This is a genomic window from Nonomuraea sp. NPDC049725 (genome assembly GCF_040674795.1).
GTDB classification, from domain to species: Bacteria; Actinomycetota; Actinomycetes; order Streptosporangiales; family Streptosporangiaceae; genus Nonomuraea; species Nonomuraea ceibae.
Genome location: NZ_JBFANJ010000006.1, coordinates 222,815 through 249,054, shown reverse-complemented (window position 1 = coordinate 249,054; position 26,240 = coordinate 222,815). Strand labels below are relative to the sequence as shown.

Genomic DNA, 26,240 nt, shown 5'->3' with positions numbered 1-26,240 from the left:
GAGCGGGCCTCACGCCTGCTCCTGGAGTCGGCGCCTGGTGAAGTGGCGGCGGCAGTGGGCGCAGCAGAAGCCGTACGTGGTCCCGTCGATCTCCGTGACGACGGCCTCCCCGGCCGGTACGCGGGCGCCGCAGACCGGGTCGACGAACATGCCCTCCGGCGCCTCCTCGGGGCGCCGGGACTTCGCCCGGTCGATCAGGTCCAGCAGATCGGTGGAGCGACGGACCTTCCCGGCGAATCCGTAGCCGCCGTCGGGCACCCCGATCACGTGGACCAGCGCACGCGGCTCGCGGAAGAGCCGCCCGGGGTCGCCCTCCGCCTCACCCAGCCTGCGGGTGATCTCCCGTACGAGGTGCTCGCCGATCTCCTTGGCCCAGGCGGCGACGTACACGTTGACGACGTAGCAGGGCGGAGCCGCCCGCGGCGCCGGCGCCTCGTGGACGACGACGTCGCTGAGCGACTCGTACAGCCTGATCACGCCGGGATCGGCGCCGGGATCGCTGTCGTCGCCGGTGAGGATCTTGCGCGAGGTCAGCTGCTCGGCGAGGAGGCGGCGCTCGTCCGGGCCGAAGACCCCGCTGGGCACGAAGAGTTCGATGAACAGCATGGGAGCCTCGATTCCGCCGGTGCCCGGCGGTGGGTTCGGATGCGGGCGTGCCCGAGCATGCCGAGGCGTCCTGTCATCGGACGTACAGATCCCTGTCAGCCCGGCACGCCGGTCACGCCCGCGTACGTGCCCCGGCGCGCCCGGCCGGTCGTCTCGTACTCCAGGAGCAGCAGCCCGCTCGGCGTGGCCTCGTGGTGGACCAGGCGCAGGGCCGACGTGGCGTCGTCCCGGGCCCCGGGGCCGCCGGCCAGGAGGCGGCGGCCGGTCCTGAGCACGGTGGGCGCGACCACCAGGCGCAGCGCGTCGACCAGGCCCGCCGACAGCAGCGCGTCACCCAGGCGGGCGCTGCCGTGAATCTGGAGCTCCCGGCCGGGACGGGCCTTGAGCTCGGCGACCGTCCGTACGGGGTCGCCCCTGAGCACGGTCGTGGGGTCCCATGCGCCCTCGGCGAGGGTGCTGGAGACGACGTACTTCGGCAGCGTGTTCATGCGCTCGGCGAACGGGTCGCCCGGGTCGGTGATCTTCGGCCAGTCGCGGGCGAACGCCTCGTACGTACGCCGTCCGAGCAGTAGCCCGTCGGCCAGATCGAGCCGGTCGGAGGTGTAGCGGACGAACGCCGCGTCGAGATGGGGCACCAGCCAGCCGCCGAGGGCGAAACCGTCGCTGGTGTCCTCGTCGGGGGAGCCAGGCCCCTGGCTGACGCCGTCGAGCGTGACGAACTCCGTCAGGACGAGCCTCATCGCGGCCCCCCTGCCTCGGCGAAGCCCGCCAGCTGGGCCGTGACCGTGCCGCAGCCGTCGGCGAAGCCGAGCTTCTCGTGCAGGGCGCGCGCCTCGGGGTCGCGGTGGCGGACGAGCAGCCGGTAGGCCGTGCCGTCCGGGTGGTCGCCGAACGTGATCGTGGCGGTCATCGGGATCGGGTCGGGGTTCGCCGGGCGCCAGGTGCTGTCGATCGCGTTGGTGAACACGATCCGCTCGAACTCGTCCACGGCGAGGAAGCAGGCGTCGAGATGCGGGACGAACTCGGCCCCGTCCTCGCTCAGCCGCGTCACGAACGCCCCTCCGGGCCGCACGTCCAGCCGGTGCACCCGACAGCGGGCCGGAGCCGGGACCCACCACTGCTCAAGCTGGGACGGGTCGGTCCACGCCCGCCACACGGTCGCGCGCGGGGCGCGGATGATCCGCTCCAGGGCGAGGTCGAGATCGGGGTCGAGCTTCATCGGAGGTCCTCCTCTTGATCGGTCTGGTCTGCTTGGTCCCGCACGAACCGTTCGAGGCGGTCGGTGTGCTCCTCCCAGATCCGGCGCTGCTCGGCGAGCCAGTCGTCGAGAAGGGAGAGCTGCCCGCGATTGAGCACGCAGGTGCGCACCCGGCCGGACTTGACCGTGCTGATCAGGCCGTTCGCCTCGAGTGTGCGGATGTGCTTCATGAACGAGGGGAGGGTCATCGGGAACGCGGCGGCGAGGTCGCCGACGCTCGCGGGCCCGCGCCCCAGTCGCCGGACGACGGCGCGCCGGGTCGGGTCGGCGAGCGCTACGAGCACCCCGTCCAACTGGGCCGAATACTGTGCCACACGGCTAAGTATTGTCCTGGTTCAATGGTTAGCGCAAGGGCTAAGTGTTGTGGCCGTCGTCCGGTTTGCCGGGGCGCATCGGGGGTGGTCAGGGCGTTCTGGCCGCGGGGGCTCCGTGGCGGAACCTGGCCTTCTTCATCTGGTTGCCGCAGTGGTTCATCGAGCACCAGCGCCGGCTGCGGCCCTGGCTCGTGTCGACATACAGGCCGCCGCAGTCCGGGTTCTCGCAGGTCTTGACCCGGCCGCGCTCCTTGCCGCCGAGGATGACGACCGCGTCGGCGGCGACGAGCCCGAGGCTCGCCTCGACGTGGTTGTCGGCGTCGCTGAGCCAGCGCATCCCCGTGCGCGTGAGCGCCGGGTAGGCCCGTGCCTCGCGGGCGAGGGTGTTGAGCAGGGTCAGGTCGGCCCGCTGGATCGCGACTCCCCGGGCGACGTCGGTGCCGGCGCGGTGGATGGCCTCGCGCAGCCGCCGGGCCAGGGCCAGGTCCGACGGGGTGGCGCGGTGGCTGCTCAGCCGCAGGTCGTTCGCGGCGAGCCAGTCGTCCAGACGCCCGGGGTCGGGAAGGCGCTCGACCGGCACGCCGCCGCGGTCGCTGAGCGTGGCGGTGAACCGGAACGCCAGGCGCTCGTTGTCCAGCCGGAACGCGGGCTCGCGCTTCCCCGTCGACGTGCTCATGGAACCACCTTAGCCGGTTCGCCTCCCTCGTCGGCGTGCTCGTGGAACTCCCTGAGCCGGTTCATGCTTCCTGTCGTCTGCGTGCTCCTGGAACCGCCTGGGCCGGTTCGCACGTTTCTCCGTCGTAGTGCTTGTGGAACTACCTGAGCCGGTTCCACGAACGGCCGGAGCCTGTAATGTGGAACCGGTTGAAGTGGTTCCACTCGGGAAGGTGATGGAGATGGCCGATGTGACAGTGGTGGGCACGGGAGGCATGGGCGCGGCGATCGCCCGCAACCTCATCGGGGCCGGGCACCGGGTGGCGGTGTGGAACCGCGACCGGCGCAGGACGGCCCCGCTGGTCGAGGCGGGCACCGTCGAGGTGGGGCACCCGGGGGAGGTGTTCCTCTCCTCGCCCGTGGTGTTCTCGGTGCTCGCCGACGACGCGGCCGTACGCGAGGTGTTCCTCGACAGCGGTGCGCTGGAGGCGGCACCGGCGGGCGCGGTCCACGTGAACCTCGCCACGATCAGCCCCGCCCTCGCCGAGGACGCCGCCGGGCGGCACGCCGAGCACGGCGTCGGGTACGTGGCGGCGCCGATGTTCGGCGGGGTCGCGGTCGCCGAGGCCGCCCGGCTCAACGTCGTCACCGCGGGCGACCCCGCCCTGATCGACCGGGTGCGGCCGCTGCTGGACGCGATCAGCGCCCGCGTGTGGCAGGTCGGGACCGAGCCGAGGCAGGCGAACGTGGTCAAGGTCGCCGGCCAGGTGCTGATCGCCTCGGCGATCCAGTCGCTGTCCGAGGCGGTGGCGATCGCCGAACGGGGCGGGGTGGGCGCCGCGACCGTGGTGGACCTGTTCACCGCCACGATCACGCCCGGTCCCGTCTACACGAACTACGGCCGGCTCATCGCCGCCGGGACGTTCCAGCCGGCCGGGTTCACCCCGGTGCTCGGCCGCAAGGACGTCGACCTCGCCCGCGCCCAGGCCGCCGCCACGGGGTTGCGCCTGCCGGTCGGCGACCTGCTCTCGGCGCTCCTGACCGAGGCGATCGAGGCCGGGCACGAGCGGGACGACTGGGCCTCGCTGGCCGACGTGCAACGCCACCGCGACCTGCCGGAAGCCGCCGCCGCCCGCTGACCACACGGCCGGGCCGGGGGCCTTTGGGTCCTTCGGGTCCTTCGGGGGCCCTTCCGGTCCACCCGGCCCTTCCGGCCCTTCAGGCCCTTCGGGTCTTTCCGGTCTTCCCGGCCCTTGGGTCTTTCGGGTCCTTCGGTCGCCGGGCACTCGACCAGCGACTTCCCTTGAGGCCCGCCGAGGGACCCCGCCCGCGCCGGAGGGGTGACGATGACGCGGGCCGGAGCCTGCCACCAGCAGAACCGAGACCCCCGGCTGGGGCCTGCGGCTTGGGCCGTCTACTGCCGGGGCTCTACGGCTGGAGGTCGCGCTGGTACCAGGTGCCGGTCTTGCCGCTGAGGTCGCTCGGTCCGGCCGGGCCGACCGGGACGAACCCGGCCTTGGTCAACACCCTCTGGGACGCGACGTTGTCGTGCGAGCTGGCCGCCCGCAGCGTGCGCAGCCCGTGCCGCACTGCGGCGATCCGGCACAGCTCCCGGACGGTCGCGGTCGCCACGCCGTGACCGGCGACCTGCTGCGCGACCCGATAGCCGAGTGTGGCGGTGCCGTCCTCGAAGTCGTACAGATTGAACCGGCCCAGCACCGGGCCGTCGTCGGCGACGAGCACGTAGAAGGCGCTGATGCCGGCCTCCTGCTCGGCCAGCAAGGCGCTGTGCCGGTCGGCGAACCGGTCGAAGTACTCGTCGCCGCGGTCCGGGACCGACAGGGCGAACCAGGCGCGGTTCGCCAGCTCGAAGGCCAGGACCGCCGAGGCGTGATCGGCATGCAACTGCTCCAGCTCGGGCACCGCCCAACCCTACCCAGACCGTGCGATACCAGCCCTGGTCCCCGCATGTGCCGGTACGCCCGGGACGCGGCTCACACCGCAGGCAGGGACGGGTCCGGGGTCCAGGGGGTCGGTGCGGTGATGGACCACCGTTCGTGGTCGCGCCAGGCGCCGTCGATGTAGAGGTATTCGGGCGACAGCCCTTCATAGCGGAAGCCCAGGCGCTGAGCGAGGGCCAGGGACGCCTTGTTGCCCGGCTGGATGTTGGCCTCCAGCCGGTGCAGCCGCAGCTCGGTGAAGGCGTACCGCAGCGCCGCCTTGAGCCCTTCGGTCATGTACCCCTTCCCGGCGTACGGAACAAAGGCCGCATACCCAAGGGACGCGCCCTGGTAGCGGCCCCGGATGATCGAGTTGATGTTGACCATGCCGGCCGTCTCCCCGTTCTCCCGGACGCGGATCAGGAGGCCCACGTTCGTGCCGTCATCGAAGCGGCGCATCCACGCCTGGAAGTCCTCGGGGGTGGCGGGCAACTGCATGTAGGGCCCGTGCAGCTCGGCGCTGGCCTGCACGAGGGAGCAGAACTCGTCCTGGTCGGAGAGGGTGAGCGGGCGCAGTTCCACCCGTGATGGCATTTCGGACATGTGGCAACGTTAGGGCGTGCCCGGGGGTTTCCGCTCCCGGTTGCGCGCCCCTACCGGCCATCCCCCCTCGCCTTGGTGACCGGACCTCGCGCTTCCGGGGCTGCGCTTCGGCCACGCGCTCCCTGCGCGGTGCCCTCGGCCTCCTGACCCCTTGCCCCCGGGCCGCTGGCCTCCGGCCCCGGGTCCTTGGCCCCTGGCCCTGGGTCCCCGGCCTCCGGCCTCCGGTCCTAGGCTCCCGTTTCCGGGGCTTCCGGCCCCCGGCCCCGGCACCCAGTCCCGGGGCTTCCGGTCCCCGGCCCCAGGCCTCGGTTCGGCCCCCGATCCGCGGACTCCCGGCATCCGGCCCCCGGCCCCCCGACCTCGGGCGGTCGGACCCCGGTCGGTCCCGGCCTCCGGTCTCGGGCCGGCCCCCGGCGCTGGTCCGGCCCCACCCGCCTTACGTCCTGGTCTCGCACCTTCCGGCCGAGTGCCACGACCTCCCGGCCCGCCCCCGCCTCCGACCGTGTCCCGGGCCCGGCCTCCAGCCCGCAGCTCCCGCCCCGCCTCCAGCCCGCCCTGCCGTGACCCGCCCCGCCGTGGCCCGCCTCCCGCGGTGCGCCTCCAGCCTCGCCCCGCCTCCGGTCTCGCCCTGCGCCTCCCGCCGTGACCCGGGGCTCGCTTCCAGCCCGCACCTCCGGCTTGCGTCTCCACGGTCAAGCGCCCTCCGCCCGGTACTCCCCTACCGCCCAACTTCCCGCCCCGCGCAACCCCCGGGGGTGCAGGGGGCCGGGAGGCCCCTTGCCAGGGGGTGTGGGGGGCTGGGCCCCCCACTGAGAGGAGCCCGAGCAGGCGAACGCGCGGAGCGCGCCACGGGCGAGGCCCTTGCCGTGAAGGAGTTGGGATGGGGAGTAAACGAATTACCCGTTGACCTTTGTTGGTATGGACAGCAAACTAATTCAGGAGTTTCGCACCCCTTGAAGGAGCATCCATGCCCTATCGCCCGCCCCTGGTCGCGCATGAGTACTTCGTGGCCGACCCGCCCGAGCTGCCGGTCCGCGCGCACGGTGAGGGAGGGCTGTCCGCGTTGACCGCCGCCGAGCTGGTGGCCGCCGACGGCGCGGGGGTGATGCTGAAGGCGGTCACCACGGCAGAGGAGACGCTGGTCGTGCAGGTGGGCGTGGCCGGTGAGGGCGTGATCCGGGTACGGCTGAGCGAGGACGCCGATGCCCGGCCCCGGTCGGAGCGGGCGATCGCGCTGGTGCGGCCGGGCACGTTCGCGGGGGCGCGGGCGGAGAGCACGGCCGACGGGCGGATCGTGGTGGACGCGGGGTCGCTGCGGGCGGAGATCCGGTTGGCGCCGTGGGAGCTGCGGTTCACGGATGCCGCCGGGGTCACGCTGGTCGAGCAGGACCGGGGCCATGTGGACATCAGCGGCCGGATGCGGACGCTGCCGTTCGGGCGGTCGTCGGCGGGCGGCGGGCCGGTGGCCTATCACGAGAGTTTCGTCGCCGCGCCCGATGAGGCGTTCGCCGGGTTCGGGGAGTCGTTCGCGCGGCTGGACAAGCGCGGGCAGCGGCCGGTGATGTGGAACTTCGACGCGTTCGGCGCCGAGTCGCAGCGCGCCTACAAGAACGTGCCGCTCTATCTGTCGAGCCGGGGCTACGGGGTGCTGGTGGACAGTGGCGCGCCGACGGAGTTCGACGTGTGCCAGTCGACGCACAGCGCGGTGCAGATCGTGGTGCCGGACGACGTGCTGGACTACTACGTGATCGCCGGGCCGACGCCGCCGGAGGTGCTGGAGCGCTACGACCGGCTGACGTGCCGGCCGGAGCTGCCGCCGAAGTGGGCGTTCGGCACCTGGATCTCCTCGGGTTTCTGCGTCGACAGCCAGGAGCGGGTGCTGGCCAGGGCGCGGACGATCCGGGAGCGCGGGATCCCGTGTGACGTGCTGCATCTGGACACCTACTGGCAGGCCGACGGGCACTGGTCGGATCTGCGCTGGGACCCGGTGAACTTCCCGGATCCGGCGGCGATGCTGGCGGAGCTGGATGGGATGGGGTTCAAGGTCTGTCTGTGGATGAACCCGTACATCTCCCACCTGAGCCCCGCGTTCGCAGAAGCCGCTAACGCGGGATATTTCCTGAAAAATGGGGCGGGGGAGGCGTACGTCGCCGACACCTGGCACGGGTCGTTCCCCGCCTGCGGCATCCTCGACCTGACCCGCCCCGCCGCGAAACGCTGGTTCCAGGACCGGCTCCGGGCGCTGTTGCGCCAGGGCGTGCAGGCGTTCAAGACGGACTTCGCCGAGGGCGTGCCCGCCGACGCCGTCGCCTACAACGGCATGACCGGCACCGACCTGCACAACGTCTACACGCTGCTGTTCAACGACGCGGTCGCCGAGGTGACCCGGGAGGTGCACGGGCACGGCCTGGTGTGGGCGCGCTCGTCGTTCCTGGGCGGGCAGCGGCACAGCGCCCAGTGGAGCGGCGACACGTACACGAGCTATGCCGCGATGGGCAGCACGATCCGGGGCGGGCTGGCGCACGGGCTGTCCGGGGTGCCGTTCTGGAGTCATGACGCGGGCGGGTTCACCGGGAGGCCGAGCGACGACCTGTTCGTGCGGTGGACGCAGTTCGGCGCGCTGTCGCCGCTGGTGCGGCTGCACGGCACGACGACGCGGGAGCCGTGGGAGTTCCCGGCCGTCGAGGAGCAGGCGGTCGACGCGCTGAGGCTGCGTTACCGGCTGATGCCGTACCTCTACTCGGCGGCCGTCGAGGCGGCGCGGACGGGAGCGCCGATGATGCGCGCGCTCTGCGTGGACCACCCGGAGGACCCGGTCGCCTGGCAGGCCGATCTGGAGTACCTGCTGGGGCGGGACCTGCTGGTCGCGCCGATGACCTCGCCCGGCGGCACGCGGGACGTCTACCTGCCGGATGGCGAGTGGGTGGACTACTGGACCGGCGAGACGCACGGCGGCGGGCGGTACGTGCGCGTGACGAAGCCGCTGGAGCAGATCCCGCTGTTCGTGCGGCGCGGCGCGCTCGTCCCGGTCGCCGAACCGGGCGAGACCGTGACGACGCCGGACACGATCACGCTGGTCGCCTTCGGGGGCGGCGACTGCCGGATGCGGATCCACGACACCGACGGCGAGACCGCCGTCGTGGCCACCCGGGACGGCGACACGCTGCGCGTGACCGTCACCGGGCCGAAACGGGTCGCCGCCGTCGAGTTCGCCCCGGTGGCGGGCGCTCCCGGCAGGGCCGTCATCACCCAGGAGGGACCATGATCAGAAAGACTGGCGTGGCGGCGCTGGTGGCCGTGACGCTCGCGCTGTCGGCGTGCGGTGGCGGCGGTGGTGAGCCGGCGGCCGACCCGGGTCAGCCGCGCGTGCTCAAGCTCTGGCACTACGAGGCCGCCGAGAGCGCGATGGGCAAGGCGTGGGCCGAGGCGATCAAGAAGTTCGAGGCCACGCACCCGGGCGTGAAGGTGCGGTTCGAGGAGAAGAGCTTCGAGCAGATCCAGAAGACGGCGAGCATGGTGCTCAACTCCGACGAGGCGCCCGACCTCATGGAGTACAACAAGGGCAACGCCACCGCCGGCCTGCTGTCCAAGCAGGGCCTCATCGCCGACATGAGCGAGGAGGTGACCAAGCGCGGCTGGGACAAGCTGCTGCCGGGCGGCCTGGCGACCACGGCCCGCTACGACGACCGGGGCGTGATGGGCTCCGGCAACTGGTACGGGCTGCCCAACTATGGCGAGTTCGTGATGGTCTACTACAACAAGGACCTGTTCGAGAAGCACAAGGTCGAGGTCCCGGCGACGTACGAGGAGTTCACGGCCGCGCTGGACGCCTTCGTCAAGGCCGGCGTGACTCCGGTGTCGCTGGCGGGCGCCGAGTACCCGGCCCAGCAGATCGTCTACCAGCTCGCCCTCAGCAAGGCGGACCGCGCCTGGGTCGACGCGTACCAGTCCTACCAGGGCAAGGTCGACTTCCAGGGCCCGGAGCTGACGTACGGGGCGACGACGTTCGCCGACTGGGTGAAGAAGGGGTACGTCGACGAGAAGGCGTCCGGGCTGAAGGCCGAGGACATGGGCGTGGCGTTCATGAAGGGCGACTTCCCCGTCATGATCAGCGGGAGCTGGTGGTACGGCCGGGTCGCCGAGGAGGCCAAGGGGTTCGAGTGGGGCCACTTCCTGTTCCCCGGCTCGACGATGGCGCCCGGCTCCAGCGGCAACCTGTGGGTGGTGCCGGAGAAGTCGGAGAACAAGGACCTGGCCTACGACTTCATCGACATCACGATGAGCAAGGAGATCCAGAACCTGCTCGGCAACTCGGGCGGCGTCCCGGTCGCGGCCGACCCGGCGGCGATCACCGACCCGAAGAGCAAGGAGCTCATCGAGACGTTCAACAAGCTGACGGCGGCCGACGGGCTGGCCTTCTACCCGGACTGGCCCGCGCCCGGCTACTACGACGTCCTGGTCGCCGGCACGCAGCAGCTCATCAACGGCGCCAAGTCGCCGGCCGAGGTGCTGACCGAGATCGCCGGGCCGTACGAGGACAACCTCGCCGACCTCGGCAACTGAATGAGAAGGAGAGGCTACTGGCTCTACCTGGCGCCCAGCCTGCTGCTGTTCCTGGGCGTCATCGTGGTGCCGTTCCTGATGAACCTGGGCGTGAGCTTCACCCGCTGGTCTGGGGTGGGCACGCCCAGGTGGGTCGGCCTGGACAACTACGCCAGGCTGCTGGAGGACGAGCGCTTCTGGCTCTCGTTCCAGAACAACGTCGCGCTCATCGTCGCCATGGCGATCGTGCCCACGGTGATCGGCCTGGTGCTGGCCGCCGCGCTGTTCGACTACGTCGGCAAGCGGTTCGGGACGCGGACGGCGGCGGCGCTGCGGGCCATGTACTACCTGCCGCAGGTGCTGCCGGTCGCGGTGGCGGGCGTGGTGTGGGGCTGGATGCTGCACCCGTCGTACGGGGCGGTCAACCGGGCGTTCGGGCTGGAGCTCGACTGGCTGGGCGATCCCGATCTGGCGCTGGCGACGGTGATGGCGGTCATGGTCTGGTTCCAGCTCGGTTACCCGGTGGTGATCTTCATGGCGGGGTTGCAGCGCGTGGACCCGGCCTACTACGAGGCGGCCGAGCTCGACGGTGCGTCCTGGTGGCGCCGCGTGTGGCACATCACGGTGCCGCAGATCCGGCCGGAGATCTTCGTGGTGCTGCTGACGTGCACGATCGCCGCGCTGAAGGTGTTCGGGCCGATCTTCGTGCTCACGCGTGGCGGGCCGGGCAACGCCACGATGGTGCCGTCGTACTTCTCGTACCTGAACTTCTTCCAGAAGAGCAACGTCGGGTACGGGTCGGCCATCGCCACGGTGCTGGCGCTGATCATCGTCGTGGTGACGTTCCTGTTCCTGCGCGTGCAGGAGCGTGAGCGATGAGGGGGCCGGGGCGCTGGGCGGTGCTCGCGGCGCTGGTCGTGCTGGCCGTGGTCATGGTGTTCCCGTTCCTGGTCGTGGCGCTCAACGCGGTCAAGTCGCCGGAGGAGTACAGCTCGGAGGGGCCGCTGAGCCTGCCCGGCGGCCTCCACCTCCAGGGCGTGGTGGACTTCTGGGAGCGGGTGGACTTCGGCGAGAAGCTCGTCAACAGCCTGCTGATCAGCGGCTCGGTGGCGGTGCTGGCGGTGGTGCTGTCGGTCCTCAACGCGTACGCGCTCGGCATCGGGCGGGTGCGCGGCCGGCTGTCGATCCTGGTGCTGTTCCTGGTGGCGAACACGCTGCCGCAGGAGGCGCTCGCCTACCCGCTCTACTACCTGGCCAAGGAGCTCGGGCTCTACGACACCCGGCTGTCGATGATCATCATCTTCACCGTGATCCAGGCGGCCTTCGGGACGTACCTGCTCAGCGCGGTGCTGGGCCAGTTCCCGAAGGAGATCCTGGAGGCGGCGGAGATCGACGGCGCGGGGCGGTTCCGGGCGCTGACCCGGATCGTGGTGCCGATCAGCCGGCCGACGCTGAGCGTGCTGATGATCTTCTTCTTCATCTGGACGTGGAACGAGTTCTTCCTCCCGCTGATCTTCCTGATCTCCAACGACAACCAGACGGTGCCGGTGGCGCTCGGCGTGCTGCAGGGGGAGCGGTATATGGACGCGACCATGTCCAGCGCCTCCGCCCTGCTGGGCATCGTCCCGGCCGTCGCGTTCTTCCTGATCTTCCAGCGCACGCTCACCCGAGGCATCACGGTCGGCGCCGTGAAGTGAGCCTCCCTTTCCCGAGGAGACACCCCCCATGTCCTTACGGTTACTCACCGCGGCCGTGCTGGCCGCCTCGCTGCTCACCGCGCCGGCCGCGCACGCGACGGCCGAGCCCGCCTTCCGCGACCCGGGGCTGCCGCTGGAGCAGCGGGTGGCCGACCTGCTCGGCCGGCTCACGCTGCCGGAGAAGCTCGGCATGCTGCACCAGTCGCAGCCGGCCATCCCCAGGCTGGGCATCCCGTACCACAAGAACGGGACCGAGGCGCTGCACGGCGTCGCCTGGTCCAACCACCGCGACGACAACTGGAACATGAAGCTCGCCAGCGGGACCGTGTTCCCGCAGGCCGTGGGCCTGGCCAGCACCTGGGACCCGGCGCTGGTCAAGCGGGTCGGCGACGCCGTGGGCGACGAGGCGCGCGGCCACAACGCGCTCGACCCGGTCCTGTGGGGGCTGCAACTGTGGGCGCCCGTCGTGGACCCGCTGCGCGACCCGCGCGCCGGCCGCAACGAGGAGGGCTACTCGGAGGACCCGCTGCTCAGCGGCACGATGGCCACCGCCTACGGCAAGGGCCTCCAGGGTGACGACCCGTTCTACCTCAAGACCGCGCCCGTGCTGAAGCACTACCTGGGCTACAACAACGAGACCGACCGCAGCCTGACCTCGTCCAACCTGACGCCCCGGCTCAAGCGTGAGTACTACGAGCAGCCGTTCAGGCAGGCGATCTCGGCCGACGCCGCGACCGGCGTGATGGCCTCCTACAACCTGGTCAACGGCCGCCCCAACCACGTCAACCGGGACCTGGACGAGGTCGTCCGCTCCTGGACGGACCGGACGCTCTACAACGTGAGCGACGCGTGGGGGCCGCACGCGCTCACCGACCCGGAGAAGTACTTCGACGACAAGCCGGAGGCGTTCGCCGCCGTGCTCAAGTCGGGCCAGGACAGCTTCACCATCGACGGCGCCGACTCCGGGCCGCTGGTCGAGAACCTGACGATCGCGCTGGAGCGGGGCCTCATCACCGAGGCCGACGTGGACCGGGCGGTGGGGCACGCGCTGTCGGTGCGGTTCCGGCTCGGCCACTTCGACCCGGACGGCGGCCCGTACCGGGACATCGGTCCCGAGGTGATCGACAGCGCCGAGCACCGGCGGCTGAACCGGGAGGCCGCGGGCAAGGCGGCGGTGCTCCTGCGCAACTCCGGCGTGCTGCCGCTGCGCGACCCCGGCTCGGCGGCCGTGGTGGGCCCGCTGGCCGGCAAGCTGTACGGCGACTGGTACGCGGGCAGCATGCCGTACCAGGTGACGCCGCTCGACGGGATCAAGGAGCGCGTCAAGGACGTGACCACCGCCCAGGGCCTGGAGCGGATCGCCCTGAAGCACCTCGGCTCCGGCAAGTACGTCACCGCGACGGCGGGCAACACCGCGCTGGCCGACACCACGCCCACGGCCGCCTCGCAGTGGGACCTCACCGACTGGGTGAGCGGCGTCTCCACGCTGCGCAACGCCGGCAACGGCAAGCTGCTCGGCGGCAACTGGCGCTCGCTCGACACCGACGACGACGAGCCCAACGGCTGGTACGTCCAGCAGCAGTTCGCGCTGGAGAAGCAGGCCGACGGCAGCCATCTCGTCCGTTACGCCGGGTTCGAGAGCGTGGAGAGCTGGTACGGGCTGCGCGACCCGTACGTGACCGTCAACGCCGACGGGACGCTCGGCCTGGCCCCCAAGGCGCAGGCGGCGCGCTTCGCCAAGGAGGTCGTCTCCGACGGCGTCGCCGAGGCCGCCGAGCGGGCCCGCAAGGCCGACGTGGCCGTGGTGGTCGTCGGCAGCCACCCGTGGGTGCACGGCCGCGAGTTCCACGACCGTGACGACCTCCGGCTCGGCGAGGGGCAGCTCCGGCTCGTCAAGGCGGTGCGCGCGGCCAACCCGAGGACGGTCGTGGTGCTGGAGACCAGCTACCCGGTGATCGTGGACGCCCCGACGCTGCTGTGGACCACGCACGCCGGCGCCGAGACCGGGCACGCCGTGGCCGACGTGCTCTTCGGCGACGTCAACCCGGCCGGGCGGCTCACCCAGACCTGGTACGCCACCGACGACCTGCCGAGCATCCTGGACTACGACCTGGCCAAGACCGGCATGACGTACCTGTATCACCGGGGCGGCGAGCTCTACCCGTTCGGCCACGGCCTCAGCTACACCACGTTCGGCTACCAGGGGCTGCGGGTGCGCGGTGACGAGGTGAGCGTCAAGGTCACCAACACCGGCGACGTGGCGGGCGAGGAGGTCGTCCAGCTCTACACCCGCCAGCGCGTGTCGCGGTTCGACCAGCCGGTCAAGCGGCTGCGCGGCTTCGAGCGGATCGCGCTGGCGCCGGGCGAGTCGCGTACCGTCACCTTCCGGCTCGCGCGGGCGGACCTGGCCGTGTGGGATCACACGCGGGAGCGGTGGGCCGTCGAGTCCGCCACCCACGACGTGCTGGTCGGCTCCTCGTCCGACCGGATCCGCCAGCGGGCCACGCTGCGCGTCAAGGGGGAGACGATCCCGCCGAGGGACCTGTCGCGGACGACCCGGGCGATGAACTTCGACGACTACTCGGGCGTCGCGTTCGCCGACGAGAACAAGGTCGCCGGTGATGTCGTCGCGGGCTCCTCCGGCGACTGGATCTCCTTCACCGACGCCGTGTACGGGGGCGCGCTGACGGCCGGCGTCGCGTCGGTCGCGGGCGGCTCGATCGAGGTGCGGCGCGGCTCCCCGGCCGGCGCCCTGCTCGCCACCGTCACGGTCCCGGCGACGGGCGGCGTGTACGCGTGGGGCACGGCCACGGCGTCGCTCAAGACGGGGAAGGGCGATCTGTACCTGGTGTTCAAGGGGGACATCCGATTGCGGGACGTGACGTTTAAGTTCGTTGATTAACCAAACTATTGACCTCGATCGCCGCCTGTGTGAGCCTCTGTGGTAGCTCATGCGCGCGAGGCGCGGCGACGGTCAGGGTCCTGCAACCTGGTTCGTGCATGGCGCTCTGTCTGTTCGTCCTCGGGTGCGCTTCCGGCGTGCCCGGAAAGGGAGAGCCGCTCATGCGAAAGGCATTGCTCAGCCTGATCGCGATCACCGCCGTGCTGATGGTCACGGCGGTGGTCCGGATGGCGCCGGTCTCCGCCGTGTCGGCGGACCCGTACACCTACAAGAACGTCAGGATCGACGGCGGCGGGTTCGTGCCCGGCGTCCTGTTCAACCCCGGCGAACGCGACCTGATCTACGCCCGCACCGACATCGGCGGCGCCTACCGCTGGAACCAGTCCACCAGGTCGTGGAAGCCGCTGCTCGACTGGGTCGGCTGGGACAGGTGGGGCTGGAACGGCGTGGTCAGCATGGCCGCCGACCCGGTCGACACCGACCGGGTCTACGCCGCCGTCGGCATGTACACCAACGACTGGGACCCCGGCAACGGGGCCGTCCTCCGCTCCACCGACAAGGGCGACTCCTGGCAGGCCGCCGAGCTGCCGTTCAAGCTCGGCGGCAACATGCCGGGCCGGGGCATGGGCGAGGCGCTGGCCGTCGACCCGAACAAGAACAGTGTCCTGTACCTCGGCACGCCCAACGGCAACGGCCTGTGGCGCAGCACCGACCACGGCGCGACCTGGGCGAAGGTGGCAAGCTTCCCCAACCCCGGCGATTACGCCCAGGACCCGGACGACCCCAACGGCTATCTCAGCCACCGGCCCGGCGTCGTCTGGGTGACCTACGACCCGCGCTCCTCGTCGCCGGGCAGCGCCACCCGGACGATCTACGTGGGCGTCGCCGACAAGGACAACACCGTCTACCGCACCACCGACGCCGGGGCCACCTGGGAGCGGCTGGCCGGGCAGCCGACCGGCTACATCGCGCACAAGGGCGTGCTCGACACCGAGAACGGCCACCTGTTCATCGCCACCAGCGACACCGGCGGCCCGTACGACGGCGCCAAGGGCGACGTGTGGCGGTACGCGACCGCGACCGGCACGTGGACGCAGGTCAGCCCGGTGCCGTCGGAGAGCGCCGACGACTACTTCGGCTACAGCGGCCTCACCCTCGACCGGCAGAACCCGGGCACGCTCATGGTCGCCACGCAGATCTCCTGGTGGCCCGACGTGATCTTCTTCAGGTCCACCGACTCGGGCGCCACCTGGACCCGCGTATGGGACTGGACCTCGTACCCGAACCGTAGTTTCCGCTACAAGATGGACATCGCCGAGGTGCCGTGGCTGACGTTCGGCACCAACCCGCAGCCGCCGGAGGTCACGCCCAAGCTCGGCTGGATGACCGAATCGCTGGAGATCGACCCGTTCGACTCCGACAGGATGATGTACGGCACCGGCGCGACCATCTACGGCACCGAGGACCTCACCCGGTGGGACTCCGGCGGCCAGTTCACGATCAGGCCGATGGTCCGGGGCCTGGAGGAGACCGCGGTCCTCGACCTGGTCAGCCCGCCGACCGGCGCGCCGCTGGTCAGCGCGCTGGGCGACATCGGCGGCTTCCGCCACACGGACCTGGACGCGGTGCCGCCGATGATGTTCTCCTCGCCCGGGTTCACCTCGACCACCAGCCTCGACTACGCCGAGAAGAACCCGGCCGTCATGGTCAGGGCCGGCAACTTCACCGACGCCGACCGGCCGAACGACAGCCACGTCGCCTTCTCGACCGACGGCGGCGCGAACTGGTTCCAGGGCGGCGAGCCGGGCGGGATCGACGAGGGCGGCACGGTCGCGGCGGCGGCCGACGGCTCCCGGTTCGTGTGGGCGCCCAAGGGCGTCGCCCCGCACTACTCCGTCGGCTACGGCACCTCCTGGCAGCAGGCGCGTGGCCTGCCCACGGGCGCGATCGTCGAGTCGGACCGGGTGAACCCGATGAAGTTCTACGGCTTCAGCGCCGGCCGCTTCTACGTCAGCACCGACGGCGGCGCGAGCTTCACCGCCACGGCCGCGACCGGGCTGCCCGCCGAGGGCAACACCCATTTCAAGGCGCTGCCGGGCAGGGAGGGCGACGTCTGGCTCGCCGGCGGGACGGGCCTGTTCCACTCGACCGACAGCGGCGCCTCGTTCACCAAGCTGCCCGGCATCACGTCGGCGGTGAACGTCGGCTTCGGCAAGGCCGCGCCCGGCGCCACCTACCAGGCCCTGTACGCGGTGGCGACCGTCGGCGGCGTCACGGGGCTCTACCGGTCCGACGACGCGGGCTCGTCCTGGGTGCGCATCAACGACGACGAGCACCAGTGGGGCAACATGGGCGAGGCCCTGACGGGCGACCCGCGCGTGTACGGGCGCGTCTACCTGGGCACCAACGGCCGGGGCATCATCTACGGCGACCGCACCGGCCCCGAGCCGACGATCACCCCGACGGCCACGGTCACCCCCACGGCCACGGTCACCCCGACCACCGACAAGGCGTGCACCGCCACCTACCAGCCCGGCAACCAGTGGCCGGGCGGCTTCCAGGCGGGCGTGACGGTCAAGAACACCGGCGCCTCGGCCGTCTCCGGCTGGAAGGTCACCTGGACGTTCCCCGGCGACCAGCGCATCACCCAGCTCTGGAACGGCTCCCACACCCAGACGGGCGCCGCGGTGAGCGTGACCGACGCCGGTTACAACGGCGCCGTCCAGCCGGGCGCGAGCACGTCGTTCGGCTTCACCGGCGGCCACTCCGGGAGCAACACCCCGCCGGCCACGCTCACCTGCGCGGCGAGCTGACCTGAGCGCGAGGGGGCGGCGCCCGGGCCGCCCCCTCGCCCTCAGCCCTTGATCGCCCCCACGATCACGCCCTTGGTGAAGTGGCGCTGCACGAACGGGTAGATGACCAGTGCCGGGACCACCGCGATCACCACGATCGCCATCTTGATCGCCAGCGTCGGGGGAGCGTCGTGCCCCATGCCGCTCACGCCCAGCGTCGCGGTGGGCAGCGGGTTGGAGTCGACCACGTACTGCCGCAGGATGAGCGCCAGCGGCCACTTGCGCGTGTCGTCGATGTAGAGCATCGCGTTGAACCAGGCGTTCCAGTAGCCGACCGCGTAGAACAGGCCGACGACCGCCGTGACCGCCTTGGACATGGGCAGCACGATCCGCCACAGGATGCGGAACTCGCCGGCCCCGTCGATCCGCGCGCTGTCCATGATCTCGCCGGGGATGTTCATGAAGAACGCCCGCAGCACCACGACGTTGAACGCGGACACGGCAGTCGGCAGGATGAGCGACCAGTAGCTGTCCTTCAGCCCGAGCCCGCTGACCATCAGGTAGACGGGGATGATGCCGGGGAAGAACACGAACATCAGCAGCACGCTGAACAGCAGCGGCCGGTGCGCGAACGAGCCGGGCCGCGACAGCGAGTACGCGCCCAGCACGCTGACGCCCAGGCTGATGGCGGTGCCGCCGACGGTCACGAGCGTGCTCACCAGGACGGCCCGGCTGACCACCGAGTCCGAAAATATTTGGATATAGGCGTCGAAATGGATGCCTTCGGGCACCAGGACCAGCCCGCCCACCCGGTTCACGGTCGCCGCCGAGCTCAGGCTCGTCAGCACGATCGTGTAGAGCGGGAACAGCACGGCCAGCACGATCAGCGTGAGCAGCGTGCCCTTGCCGACCCGGCCCGCGGGGGAGGGCGCCTCCTCCCACGCCGCCAGCCCGGCGGGCTTCCTGCCCCGCCTCGTCGCCAAGAGCGTCATGACTTCGAATACACCCCTCGCTCGCCGAACGCGTGGGCCACCCGGTTCGCCGCCAGGATCAGCAGCAGCCCGACCAGTCCCTTGAACAACCCGGCGGCCGCGCCGTATCCGAGGTCGCCGGTGCGCAGGCCGGACCAGTAGACGAAGGTGTCGAACACCTCCGACGCCTCGCTCCCGACGGCGCTGCGCTGCAGCATGAACTGCTCGAACCCGACGTTCAGCGCGTCGCCCAGGCGCAGGATCAGCAGCAGGATGATGACCGGGCGCAGGCCGGGCAGCGTGATGTGCCACATCCGGCGCCACCGCTTGGCGCCGTCGACCGCCGCGGCCTCGTACAGGCTCGGGCTGATCGTGCTGAGCGCGGCCAGGAAGATGATCGCGCCCCAGCCCGCGTCCTTCCAGATCGTCTGGGACGTCAGCAGCAGGATGAACGTGTCGGAGTTCGTCATCCAGTCGACGCCCTCGTGGCCCCGCTCGCGCAGGAGCTGCGACAGCAGCCCGGCCCCGCCGAACATCTGCTGGAAGATGGCCACGACCAGCACCCAGGAGAAGAAGTACGGCATGTAGACGACACCCTGCACGAACGCCCGCAGCCGGGCCGAGACCACGCTGTTGAGCAGCAGCGCCAGCATGATCGGCACCGGGAAGTAGAACACGAGCTGGAACGCGGTGATCGCCAGCGTGTTCACCATCGCGCGCAGGAACTGCGGATCCTCGAAGAGCAGCGCGAAGTTCGTGAACCCGATGACCGGGCTGCCCAGGATGCCGTCGGTGTAGGGGTTGTAGTCCTGGAAGGCGATGACGTTGCCGAGCGCCGGGATCCACCAGAAGGCCAGGACGACCAGCAGCATCGGCAGGTTCATCAGGACCAGCGGCCAGTCCCTGCGCAGCTTGGCCCGCCAGGTCAGCTCCTTGCCGGGCTTGGCGGCCCGCCCCCGGCGCGGCGTGGCGGCGGTCGCGGAGATCACAGCCTGCCGTTCTCCCGGGCGACCTTGCTGTAGAACTCCCTGGCCTCGTTGCCGCCCTGGTCCTGCCATTCCTTCACGATCTGCTTCCACTCGGAGACCGGCCGCTTGCCCCGGTAGATCTCGTTGAGCTTGTCCTCGGTCGGCTGCGCGAGCGCGGCCATCTTCGACGGCACCTCGACGCGGATGCCGACGAACGGGTCGTTCTCCAGGTGCTTGGAGGCGGCGCTCTGCCACTCCCACATCGCCTGGACGTAGCCGGGGTACTGGCTCTGCGAGGTGGCGCCGGGCCGGCCCGACAGGAACAGGTAGGTGGGCGCGACCTCCTTGCGCCCGAGCGCGGTGGGCGCGACCTTGCCGTCCTTGACGTCGTAGTGCTTGCCCTCGACGCCGTTGTTGACCAGCTCGTACTCCTGCGTGCCGAACGGCGCCGAGCACCAGTTGGCCAGCGCGAGCAGCTCGCGGGTGCGCGCGTCGCCGAGGCCCTTCTTGATGAAGGTGAACATGCCGGCGGGCTCGTTGCGCCACACCATGACCTTGCCGCCCGGCTTGGCCGGGTAGGGGGCGACCGCCCGCATGTCGAACTTGGGGTTGTCCGGCAGGAAGCGGCCCAGCGCCTCGTGCCAGGAGCCGGGGCCGTCCTTGTAGATGACGAGCTGGCCGCTGCCGAAGGGCGCCTTCTGGTCGGCGTCCTTGTTGGCCACGACGTCCGGGTGCACCCAGCCGCTCTCGAAGAGCTTGGTGACGAACTCGACCGAGGCGGCGAACTCGTCGGTCTCGTACTTGTAGAGCAGCTTGCCGCCGACGTTGCGCCACTCGCGCGGGGAGTTGAAGGCGCGCTGGATCTCCTGGTCGACGGCGCCGAACGCCCAGCGCTTCTTCTTCGGGTCGGTCAGCTCCTTGCCGAGCACGAGCAGGTCGTCGGCGCTCTTGGGCTGTGCCAGGCCGAGCTCGTCGAGGATGTCCTGGCGGACGAACGTGGCGAGCGCGTACGGGTCGTTCTGCCACGGGATGCCCTGGAGGACGCCGCCGAACACGCCGTAGTGCCAGGCGGCGGTGTCGTAGTTGGCCAGCAGCGGGAACTCCTTGGCCTTGTTCCCGGCCAGGTAGGGCGACAGGTCGGCGAAGAGCTTGTTGGCGGCCTCGGTGAAGTGCGCGATCGTGATGAGGTTCCAGCCGGGGATCTGCATCATGTCGGGGACGTCGCCGCTGGCCAGGAGGGTGTTCAATTTCTGTACGTACGTGTTGCCGTCGGAGATGTTGAACCGGACGGTGCCGCCGAGCCGTTCGTTGACGGTCTCGTAGTAGGAGTTGTCGCCGAGCCCCGGAGGGACCGTGCCCCACAGCGGCGTCATCGCCGTCACCTCCTTGCCGCTGGTCAGCGGCTTGGCCGTGACCGCCCGCACCATCTGGGCCGGCCGGGTGACGAAGCCCGGGTAGACGAACTCGGAGCCGGGCAGGTCGGGCGTGAGACCGGGGATCTCGAACGGGATCCGGTTCGGCACCAGGCTCTTGAGCTTGTCCGCGGCCACGGCCGTGCCTTTGGACAGCTCGCGCTTCTCCGCGCAGCCGGTGGTCGCCGCCAGGACGCCCGCACCTACCAGGCCGAGAAACCCGCGACGGGTCGTCTGAGGTGACATGGCTCGGTCCCTTCTCTGAGTGGGGGATGGCCTCGAGAAAATTAGTTGGTATTTCGACCAAACAAATTAGTAGACTGTGACCGTACCCACAAGGGAGCGTCACGGTCACAGGTTGGTGAAGGGAGCCCGCGATGCGGCATGCTGGGGTCACTTCTCGGCGGGAACGGGGCTGATATTGATCACATCCACGACCGGCCCGCAGCCGGCCGACTTCGCGGACGTCCGGGCCACCAACCTCGCGGTCGTGCTGCGCTTCGTGCGCGAGCACGCGCCGTGCTCCCGGGCCGACATCGCGGCGTCGACGGGGCTGAACAAGGCCACCGTGTCCAGCCTGGTCGCCGACCTCATCGACCGGCGGCTGGTGCGCGAGACCGGCCTGACGGAGAACCGCGTGGGCAGGCCCGCCACGATGCTCGTGCTCGACGGCTCGCCCTACGCCGCGATCGGCGTCGAGATCAACGTCGACTACGTCACCGCCGTGGCCACCGGGCTGGCCGGGGAGCGGCTGCTCACCTGGCGGCGCTCGTTCGGCGCCGGTGACTCGGTCAACCAGGGCGTGGCCGCCGTCGCCGCGATCGTCCGGCGGGTGGTCAACCGGATGGCCAAGGAGGAGCGGCAGGTCCTCGGACTCGCCGTCGGCCTGCCCGGCCTCGTCGACGTGCAGGGCACCGTGCGCATCGCGCCCAACCTCGGCTGGTACGACGCCGACATCGGCGGCGACCTGGCCAAGGCGCTGCGCGATCCCGGGTTCGCCATCCAGGTCGACAACGACGCCAACCTGGCGGCCCTGGCCGAGCAGCGGTTCGGCGCCCACGCCGGGGCCGCCGACCTGATCTACCTGACCGGCGAGATCGGCGTCGGCGCGGGCGTCATCCTCGACGGGCGGCTGCGGCGCGGCGCGCTCGGCTACAGCGGCGAGCTCGGCCACGTCCAGCTCGACCCGGACGGCCCGGAGTGCCGCTGCGGGCGGCGCGGCTGCCTGGAGGCGGTGGCCGGCATCGGCGCCGTGCTGCGCCGGCTGGACCCCTCACCGGCCGAGATCGAGGTGGAGATCGAGGAGGTCGTGCGCTCGGCCCGCGCGGGCGACGACAGCACGCTGACCCTGCTCGCCTCCGTCGGCGCCGGGCTCGGCCGGGGCGTGTCGATCATCGCCAACCTGCTCAACCCGGAGGTCGTCATCCTCGGCGGCTACTACGTGCCGCTCGCGCCGTGGCTGCTGCCCGCCGTGCACGCCGAGGTCGCCGACCGGGCCATCGCGCCGCAGGCCGGCGGCGTGCGGGTGGTGGCCTCGACGCTCGGGCACGACGCCGCCGCGCTGGGCGGCGCCGCCCGCGTGCTCGACTCGGTGGATTCGGGAAGATTGCCCGGAGGAATCTCGCGAAACTCTTGACCCGGGTTCGCGGCGACGTGCACCCTTCATGAAACTCCACGAAACATCTCCGAAACGCCCCCGGCCGGTCATCGAAGCGCTTCGACACCCCCTCAGAGGATGGCCATGCACGAACCCTTCCGCGACCCCGAGCTCCCCCTCCCCGACCGGATCGCCGACCTGTCGAGCAGGCTCACTCTGGCCGAGAAGGTGGGCCTGCTGCACCAGTACCAGGCGCCCGTCGAGCGGCTGGGCGTCGGCCGGTTCCGCACCGGCACCGAGGCGCTGCACGGCCTGGCCTGGCTCGGGCCCGCCACCGTGTTCCCGCAGGCGATCGGGCTGGCCTCGACCTGGGACCCGGAGCTGGTCCGCCGGGTCGGCGAGGCGACCGGCGACGAGGTGCTGGCCTTCCACCACAAGGACCCGACCGGCGCCGGGCGCAACGTGTGGGCCCCGGTCGTCAACCCGCTGCGCGACCCGCGCTGGGGGCGCAACGAGGAGGGCTACTCCGAGGACCCCTGGCTGACCGGTCTCATGGGCGCGGCGTACGCCCACGGCCTTCGTGGGAGCGCTCCCGTACTGAAGACGGCGCCCACGCTCAAGCACTTCCTCGCCTACAACAACGAGACCGACCGCTGCGAGACCTCCAGCAACCTCCCGCCGCGCGTGCTGCACGAGTACGAGCTGCCCGCCTTCCGCCCCGCGCTCGAACAGGGCGCCGCCGTCGCCGTCATGCCCTCCTACAACCTCGTCAACGGCCGCCCCGCCCACCTCAGCCCGCTGATCAACGAACTGCTGCGCGCCTGGGCGCCCGACGACCTGCTCGTCGTCAGCGACGCCTACGCCCCCGGCAACCTGTACGGCCTCCAGGGCTACCACGACACCCCCGCCGAGGCGTACGCGCACGCCGTCCGCGCCGGGCTCGACAGCTTCACCCAGGACGACGACCGCGCCGAGGCCACCCTCGGCCACCTGCGCGACGCCCTCGACCAGGGGCTGCTCACCGAGGACGACATCGACACCGCCGTGCGGCACGCCCTGTCGATCCGGTTCCGGCTCGGCGAGTTCGACCCCGCGACCCCGTACGACGACATCACCGAAGAGGTCGTCAACTGCCCCGCGCACCAGGAGCTCGCCCGCGAGGCGGCCCGGCGCTCGATCGTGCTGCTCGACAACGACGGGCTGCTGCCGCTGCGCGACGTCACCACCGTCGCCGTCATCGGGCAGCTCGGCGACACCGTCCTGGAGGACTGGTACAGCGGCACCCTCCCGTACGCCGTCACCGCCCGAGGCGGGATCGCCGAACGGTGCACGACCGTGTTCTGCGAAGGCGTCGACCGGGTCACGCTCACCGCCGAGGCCGGGCCCGTGACCGCCGACCCCGCCGGCGGGCCGCTCAGCCTCGGCAGCGCGGAGGCCGACACGTTCGACGTGTTCGACTGGGGCGGCGGCGCCTACGCCCTGCGCGCCGTGGCCACCGGCCGGTTCGTGTCCGTGGCCGACGGGGTGCTCGTCAACGACCAGCCGGGGCCCAACGGGTGGGAGGTGCGCCAGACGTTCCGCATGGAGGAGCGCCCGCGCGGCTCGCTCGCCCTGCGCCACATCTCCACCGGCTGCTACGTCGGCGCCGCCGACGACGGCACCCTGCGCCTCGTCGACGACGCCGACCAGGCCGTCTGGCTCGTCATGGACGTCATCAGGGACGGCGCCCGGCAGGCCGCCGACCTGGCCGCCGCCGCCGACGTGGCCGTCGTCGTCGTGGGCGACCACCCCCTCGTCAACGGCCGCGAGACCGAGGACCGCACCACCCTTGCCCTCGCCCCAGCCCAGGACGCCGTCGTCCGAGCCGTGCGCGCCGCCAACCCGCGCACCGTCATGGTCGTCACCAGCGGCTACCCGCTCACCTGGACCGCCACCGGGCTGCCCGCCGTCCTCTGGTCCGCCCACGGCGGCCAGGAGTACGGCCACGCCCTCGCCGACGTGATCTTCGGCGACGCCGACCCCGAAGGCCGGCTCACCCAGACCTGGTACCGCTCCGAACAGGAGCTCCCCGACCTGCTCGACTACGACATCATCACCGCCGACGCCACCTACCTCTACTTCCGCGGCACCCCCCGCTACCCCTTCGGCCACGGCCTCAGCTACGCCGCCTTCGACTACAGCGGCCTGCGCGTGACTCTGACGGGAGACACGGTGACCGGCGAGGTCACCGTGACCAACACCGGCGACCGGCCCGGCGCCGAAGTCGTCCAGTTCTACACCCACCAGCAGCGCTCCCGCGTCAAGCAGCCGCTGCGCCGCCTGCGCGGCTTCGAACGCGTCCGCCTCGCCCCCGGCGAGAGCCGCACCGTCCGCCTCACCCTGCCCGTGACCGAGCTCGCCTTCTGGGACGTCACCCGCAGCCGCTTCGTCGTCGAGACCGCCCCGCACCAGCTCATGGTCGGCCGCAGCGCCACCGACCTGCGGCTCAGCGCCCGCTTCGAGGTCACCGGCGAGAGCGTCCCGCCCCGCCGCGGCCTCCTGCGCGCCGTCGACCACGACTCCTACGACGCCGTCACCTTCACCGACGCCGCCCGCGAGAACGGCGAAGCCGTACGCGCCGAGACCGAAGGCGCCTGGATCCTCTTCCGCCAGGTCGACCTCACCGGCGCCGCCTCCTGCCTCGCCGTCGCCGGCAGCACCGAAGGCGGCGTCATCACCCTGCGCCTCGGCGACCCCCTCTACGGCAAGTCCCTCGCCACCTTCCCCGTGCCCCGCACCGGCCGCCACGACCAGCACGCCATCGCCGCCTCCCTTGCGGGCGTGCGCGGCGTGCACGATCTTTATGTCGTGTTCGAGAACGACGGCATCACGCTGGCCCAGCTCGACCTCGGAGCCGGCGCTTGAGCGGGCGCACGGTCACGATCGCCGAAGTCGCCCGGCACGCCGGCGTGGCCGTCAGCACCGTCTCCTACGTGCTCAGCGGCAAACGCACCATCTCCGCCGACACCCGGCGCCGCGTCCTCGACAGCATCAACGCCCTCGGCTACCACCCCCACGCCGGCGCCCGCGCCCTCGCCAGCAAACGCGCCAACGTCATCGCCCTCGTCCTGCCCCTGCGCGCCGGCATGCACGTGCCCGTCCTCATGCGCTTCGCCAGCACCGTCGTCACCGCCGCCCGCGGCTACGACCACGACGTGCTCCTCCTCACCGCCGACGAAGGCACCGACGGCATCCGCCGCGTCGCCGCCAGCGCCCTCGTCGACGCCTTCGTCCTCATGGACGTCGAACTCGACGACCGCCGCGTCCCCCTCCTGCGCGACCTCGCCGAACCCAGCGTCCTCATCGGCTTCCCCGCCTCACCCGCCGGCCTCACCTGCGTCGACCTCGACTTCGCCGCCGCCGGCGAACGCTGCGTCGCCCACCTCGCCGAACGCGGCCACACCGAGATCGCCCTCCTCGGCGCCCCCGCCGTCGTCTACGAACGCGGCACCGGCTTCGCCCGCCGCACCCGCGAAGGCTTCCTCGCCGCTCTCACCGTCCACCACGTCACCGGCGTCGCCCTGCCCTGCGAGGAGACCTTCGACGAGGTGTACGAGACCGTCCGCACGCTCCTGACCGACCGGCCCGGCCTCTCCGGCCTCGTCGTCCACAACGAAGCCGCCGTCGGCCACGTCCTCAGCGCCCTGCGCCAGCTCGGCAAACGCGTCCCCCACGACGTCGCCGTGGTCGCCATCTGCCCCGACGACGTCGCCGAACGCGCCAGCCCGCCGCTCACCTCCGTCCTCATCCCCGCCGAGGAGGTCGGCCGCGAAGCGGTGCGCCTCGTCATGGACAAACTCGCCGGCAAGCCCGCCCCCCAGGCCACCCTCCTCCCCCCACACCTGGCCCTCCGCGCCAGCACCTAGGCCCCAGGCCCCCTCCCTTTGAGACGCCCGCCGTAGCGGGCGCGGCCTTTCCAGGGAGGGCGGCGGCTGCCCCGAGCCG

General features: G+C 71.4%; 20 protein-coding genes. 10 read left to right on the top strand and 10 right to left on the bottom strand.

Annotated features, from left to right (window positions below; genetic code table 11):
• Positions 1–9: 9 nt before the first annotated feature.
• The 5 genes from AB0J53_RS18070 to AB0J53_RS18050 form a co-directional block, all read right to left on the bottom strand.
• The gene (locus tag AB0J53_RS18070) at positions 10–606 is read right to left on the bottom strand and encodes a hypothetical protein (RefSeq protein WP_364173330.1); all 597 of its coding nucleotides are present in this window, start codon (positions 604–606) and stop codon (positions 10–12) included.
• A 95-nt stretch (positions 607–701) separates the two neighbouring features.
• Positions 702–1,346 carry a dihydrofolate reductase family protein gene (locus AB0J53_RS18065; protein WP_364173327.1) on the bottom strand — a complete coding sequence of 215 codons (645 nt, stop codon included), beginning with the start codon at positions 1,344–1,346 and terminating at the stop codon, positions 702–704.
• Entirely contained in the window at positions 1,343–1,825 is a 483-nt protein-coding gene (locus AB0J53_RS18060) for an SRPBCC domain-containing protein (protein ID WP_364173324.1), read from the bottom strand. Before AB0J53_RS18060 ends, AB0J53_RS18065 begins: the two co-directional genes overlap by 4 nt.
• Positions 1,822–2,178, bottom strand: coding sequence for a metalloregulator ArsR/SmtB family transcription factor (locus AB0J53_RS18055; protein ID WP_308125593.1), 357 nt, complete (start codon positions 2,176–2,178; stop codon positions 1,822–1,824). Before AB0J53_RS18055 ends, AB0J53_RS18060 begins: the two co-directional genes overlap by 4 nt.
• 88 nt (positions 2,179–2,266) lie before the next feature.
• A complete protein-coding gene (locus tag AB0J53_RS18050) occupies positions 2,267–2,854 on the bottom strand; it encodes a CGNR zinc finger domain-containing protein (protein WP_364173320.1) in 588 nt (195 codons plus the stop codon).
• Between the two features lie 220 nt (positions 2,855–3,074).
• Between AB0J53_RS18050 and AB0J53_RS18045 the strand changes: the two genes are divergently transcribed.
• Complete coding sequence (locus tag AB0J53_RS18045) at positions 3,075–3,971, top strand: NAD(P)-dependent oxidoreductase (RefSeq protein ID WP_364173317.1); 897 nt, start codon at positions 3,075–3,077, stop codon at positions 3,969–3,971.
• Between the two features lie 289 nt (positions 3,972–4,260).
• Here AB0J53_RS18045 and AB0J53_RS18040 read toward each other — a convergent pair whose 3' ends face one another.
• Positions 4,261–4,755 carry a GNAT family N-acetyltransferase gene (locus AB0J53_RS18040; RefSeq protein ID WP_364173314.1) on the bottom strand — a complete coding sequence of 165 codons (495 nt, stop codon included), beginning with the start codon at positions 4,753–4,755 and terminating at the stop codon, positions 4,261–4,263.
• 71 nt (positions 4,756–4,826) lie between these two features.
• Positions 4,827–5,375, bottom strand: a complete 549-nt coding sequence (locus AB0J53_RS18035) for a GNAT family N-acetyltransferase (protein WP_364173311.1) — start codon at positions 5,373–5,375, stop codon at positions 4,827–4,829.
• A gap of 967 nt (positions 5,376–6,342) precedes the next feature.
• On the opposite strand from AB0J53_RS18035, the gene AB0J53_RS18030 reads away from it, so the two are divergent.
• The 6 genes from AB0J53_RS18030 to AB0J53_RS18005 all read left to right on the top strand — a co-directional run bounded on the left by AB0J53_RS18030 (position 6,343) and on the right by AB0J53_RS18005 (position 17,329).
• Positions 6,343–8,640 (top strand): TIM-barrel domain-containing protein, encoded by a 2,298-nt coding sequence (locus AB0J53_RS18030; RefSeq protein WP_364173308.1) that lies wholly within the window; start codon positions 6,343–6,345, stop codon positions 8,638–8,640.
• Entirely contained in the window at positions 8,637–9,938 is a 1,302-nt protein-coding gene (locus AB0J53_RS18025) for an extracellular solute-binding protein (RefSeq protein ID WP_364173306.1), read from the top strand. The genes AB0J53_RS18030 and AB0J53_RS18025 overlap by 4 nt, the downstream gene beginning before the upstream one ends.
• A complete protein-coding gene (locus AB0J53_RS18020; protein ID WP_219499898.1) occupies positions 9,939–10,796 on the top strand; it encodes a sugar ABC transporter permease in 858 nt (285 codons plus the stop codon).
• Positions 10,793–11,614: a carbohydrate ABC transporter permease gene (locus AB0J53_RS18015; RefSeq protein ID WP_357584159.1), complete on the top strand. Its 822-nt coding sequence runs from the start codon at positions 10,793–10,795 to the stop codon at positions 11,612–11,614. The genes AB0J53_RS18020 and AB0J53_RS18015 overlap by 4 nt, the downstream gene beginning before the upstream one ends.
• 28 nt (positions 11,615–11,642) lie before the next feature.
• Positions 11,643–14,516: a glycoside hydrolase family 3 C-terminal domain-containing protein gene (locus AB0J53_RS18010; RefSeq protein WP_364173301.1), complete on the top strand. Its 2,874-nt coding sequence runs from the start codon at positions 11,643–11,645 to the stop codon at positions 14,514–14,516.
• A gap of 161 nt (positions 14,517–14,677) precedes the next feature.
• Positions 14,678–17,329 carry a cellulose binding domain-containing protein gene (locus AB0J53_RS18005; protein WP_364173298.1) on the top strand — a complete coding sequence of 884 codons (2,652 nt, stop codon included), beginning with the start codon at positions 14,678–14,680 and terminating at the stop codon, positions 17,327–17,329.
• A gap of 41 nt (positions 17,330–17,370) precedes the next feature.
• Here AB0J53_RS18005 and AB0J53_RS18000 read toward each other — a convergent pair whose 3' ends face one another.
• Genes AB0J53_RS18000 through AB0J53_RS17990 form a run of 3 tightly spaced genes read right to left on the bottom strand, consistent with a single transcriptional unit; the run spans position 17,371 to position 20,905 of the window.
• The gene (locus tag AB0J53_RS18000) at positions 17,371–18,300 is read right to left on the bottom strand and encodes a carbohydrate ABC transporter permease (RefSeq protein ID WP_219499892.1); all 930 of its coding nucleotides are present in this window, start codon (positions 18,298–18,300) and stop codon (positions 17,371–17,373) included.
• Positions 18,297–19,268 carry an ABC transporter permease subunit gene (locus tag AB0J53_RS17995; protein ID WP_364173293.1) on the bottom strand — a complete coding sequence of 324 codons (972 nt, stop codon included), beginning with the start codon at positions 19,266–19,268 and terminating at the stop codon, positions 18,297–18,299. The genes AB0J53_RS18000 and AB0J53_RS17995 overlap by 4 nt, the downstream gene beginning before the upstream one ends.
• Positions 19,265–20,905, bottom strand: a complete 1,641-nt coding sequence (locus tag AB0J53_RS17990; protein ID WP_364173290.1) for an extracellular solute-binding protein — start codon at positions 20,903–20,905, stop codon at positions 19,265–19,267. The genes AB0J53_RS17995 and AB0J53_RS17990 overlap by 4 nt, the downstream gene beginning before the upstream one ends.
• A gap of 175 nt (positions 20,906–21,080) precedes the next feature.
• Between AB0J53_RS17990 and AB0J53_RS17985 the strand changes: the two genes are divergently transcribed.
• The 3 genes from AB0J53_RS17985 to AB0J53_RS17975 all read left to right on the top strand — a co-directional run bounded on the left by AB0J53_RS17985 (position 21,081) and on the right by AB0J53_RS17975 (position 26,161).
• Positions 21,081–22,295: an ROK family transcriptional regulator gene (locus AB0J53_RS17985; RefSeq protein WP_364173287.1), complete on the top strand. Its 1,215-nt coding sequence runs from the start codon at positions 21,081–21,083 to the stop codon at positions 22,293–22,295.
• Between the two features lie 105 nt (positions 22,296–22,400).
• Positions 22,401–25,160, top strand: a complete 2,760-nt coding sequence (locus AB0J53_RS17980; protein ID WP_364173284.1) for a glycoside hydrolase family 3 C-terminal domain-containing protein — start codon at positions 22,401–22,403, stop codon at positions 25,158–25,160.
• Positions 25,157–26,161: a LacI family DNA-binding transcriptional regulator gene (locus tag AB0J53_RS17975; RefSeq protein WP_364173281.1), complete on the top strand. Its 1,005-nt coding sequence runs from the start codon at positions 25,157–25,159 to the stop codon at positions 26,159–26,161. The genes AB0J53_RS17980 and AB0J53_RS17975 overlap by 4 nt, the downstream gene beginning before the upstream one ends.
• The last annotated feature ends 79 nt before the right edge of the window (positions 26,162–26,240 follow it).

What these genes read in the sequence shown, in the direction of transcription:
- AB0J53_RS18070 (WP_364173330.1), bottom strand. Translation starts at nt 606, where the DNA reads ATGCTGTTCATCGAACTCTTCGTGCCCAGCGGGGTCTTCGGCCCGGAC.
- AB0J53_RS18065 (WP_364173327.1), bottom strand. Translation starts at nt 1,346, where the DNA reads ATGAGGCTCGTCCTGACGGAGTTCGTCACGCTCGACGGCGTCAGCCAG.
- AB0J53_RS18060 (WP_364173324.1), bottom strand. Translation starts at nt 1,825, where the DNA reads ATGAAGCTCGACCCCGATCTCGACCTCGCCCTGGAGCGGATCATCCGC.
- AB0J53_RS18050 (WP_364173320.1), bottom strand. Translation starts at nt 2,854, where the DNA reads ATGAGCACGTCGACGGGGAAGCGCGAGCCCGCGTTCCGGCTGGACAAC.
- AB0J53_RS18045 (WP_364173317.1), top strand. Translation starts at nt 3,075, where the DNA reads ATGGCCGATGTGACAGTGGTGGGCACGGGAGGCATGGGCGCGGCGATC.
- AB0J53_RS18035 (WP_364173311.1), bottom strand. Translation starts at nt 5,375, where the DNA reads ATGTCCGAAATGCCATCACGGGTGGAACTGCGCCCGCTCACCCTCTCC.
- AB0J53_RS18030 (WP_364173308.1), top strand. Translation starts at nt 6,343, where the DNA reads ATGCCCTATCGCCCGCCCCTGGTCGCGCATGAGTACTTCGTGGCCGAC.
- AB0J53_RS18025 (WP_364173306.1), top strand. Translation starts at nt 8,637, where the DNA reads ATGATCAGAAAGACTGGCGTGGCGGCGCTGGTGGCCGTGACGCTCGCG.
- AB0J53_RS18020 (WP_219499898.1), top strand. Translation starts at nt 9,939, where the DNA reads ATGAGAAGGAGAGGCTACTGGCTCTACCTGGCGCCCAGCCTGCTGCTG.
- AB0J53_RS18015 (WP_357584159.1), top strand. Translation starts at nt 10,793, where the DNA reads ATGAGGGGGCCGGGGCGCTGGGCGGTGCTCGCGGCGCTGGTCGTGCTG.
- AB0J53_RS18010 (WP_364173301.1), top strand. Translation starts at nt 11,643, where the DNA reads ATGTCCTTACGGTTACTCACCGCGGCCGTGCTGGCCGCCTCGCTGCTC.
- AB0J53_RS18005 (WP_364173298.1), top strand. Translation starts at nt 14,678, where the DNA reads ATGCGAAAGGCATTGCTCAGCCTGATCGCGATCACCGCCGTGCTGATG.
- AB0J53_RS18000 (WP_219499892.1), bottom strand. Translation starts at nt 18,300, where the DNA reads ATGACGCTCTTGGCGACGAGGCGGGGCAGGAAGCCCGCCGGGCTGGCG.
- AB0J53_RS17990 (WP_364173290.1), bottom strand. Translation starts at nt 20,905, where the DNA reads ATGTCACCTCAGACGACCCGTCGCGGGTTTCTCGGCCTGGTAGGTGCG.
- AB0J53_RS17980 (WP_364173284.1), top strand. Translation starts at nt 22,401, where the DNA reads ATGCACGAACCCTTCCGCGACCCCGAGCTCCCCCTCCCCGACCGGATC.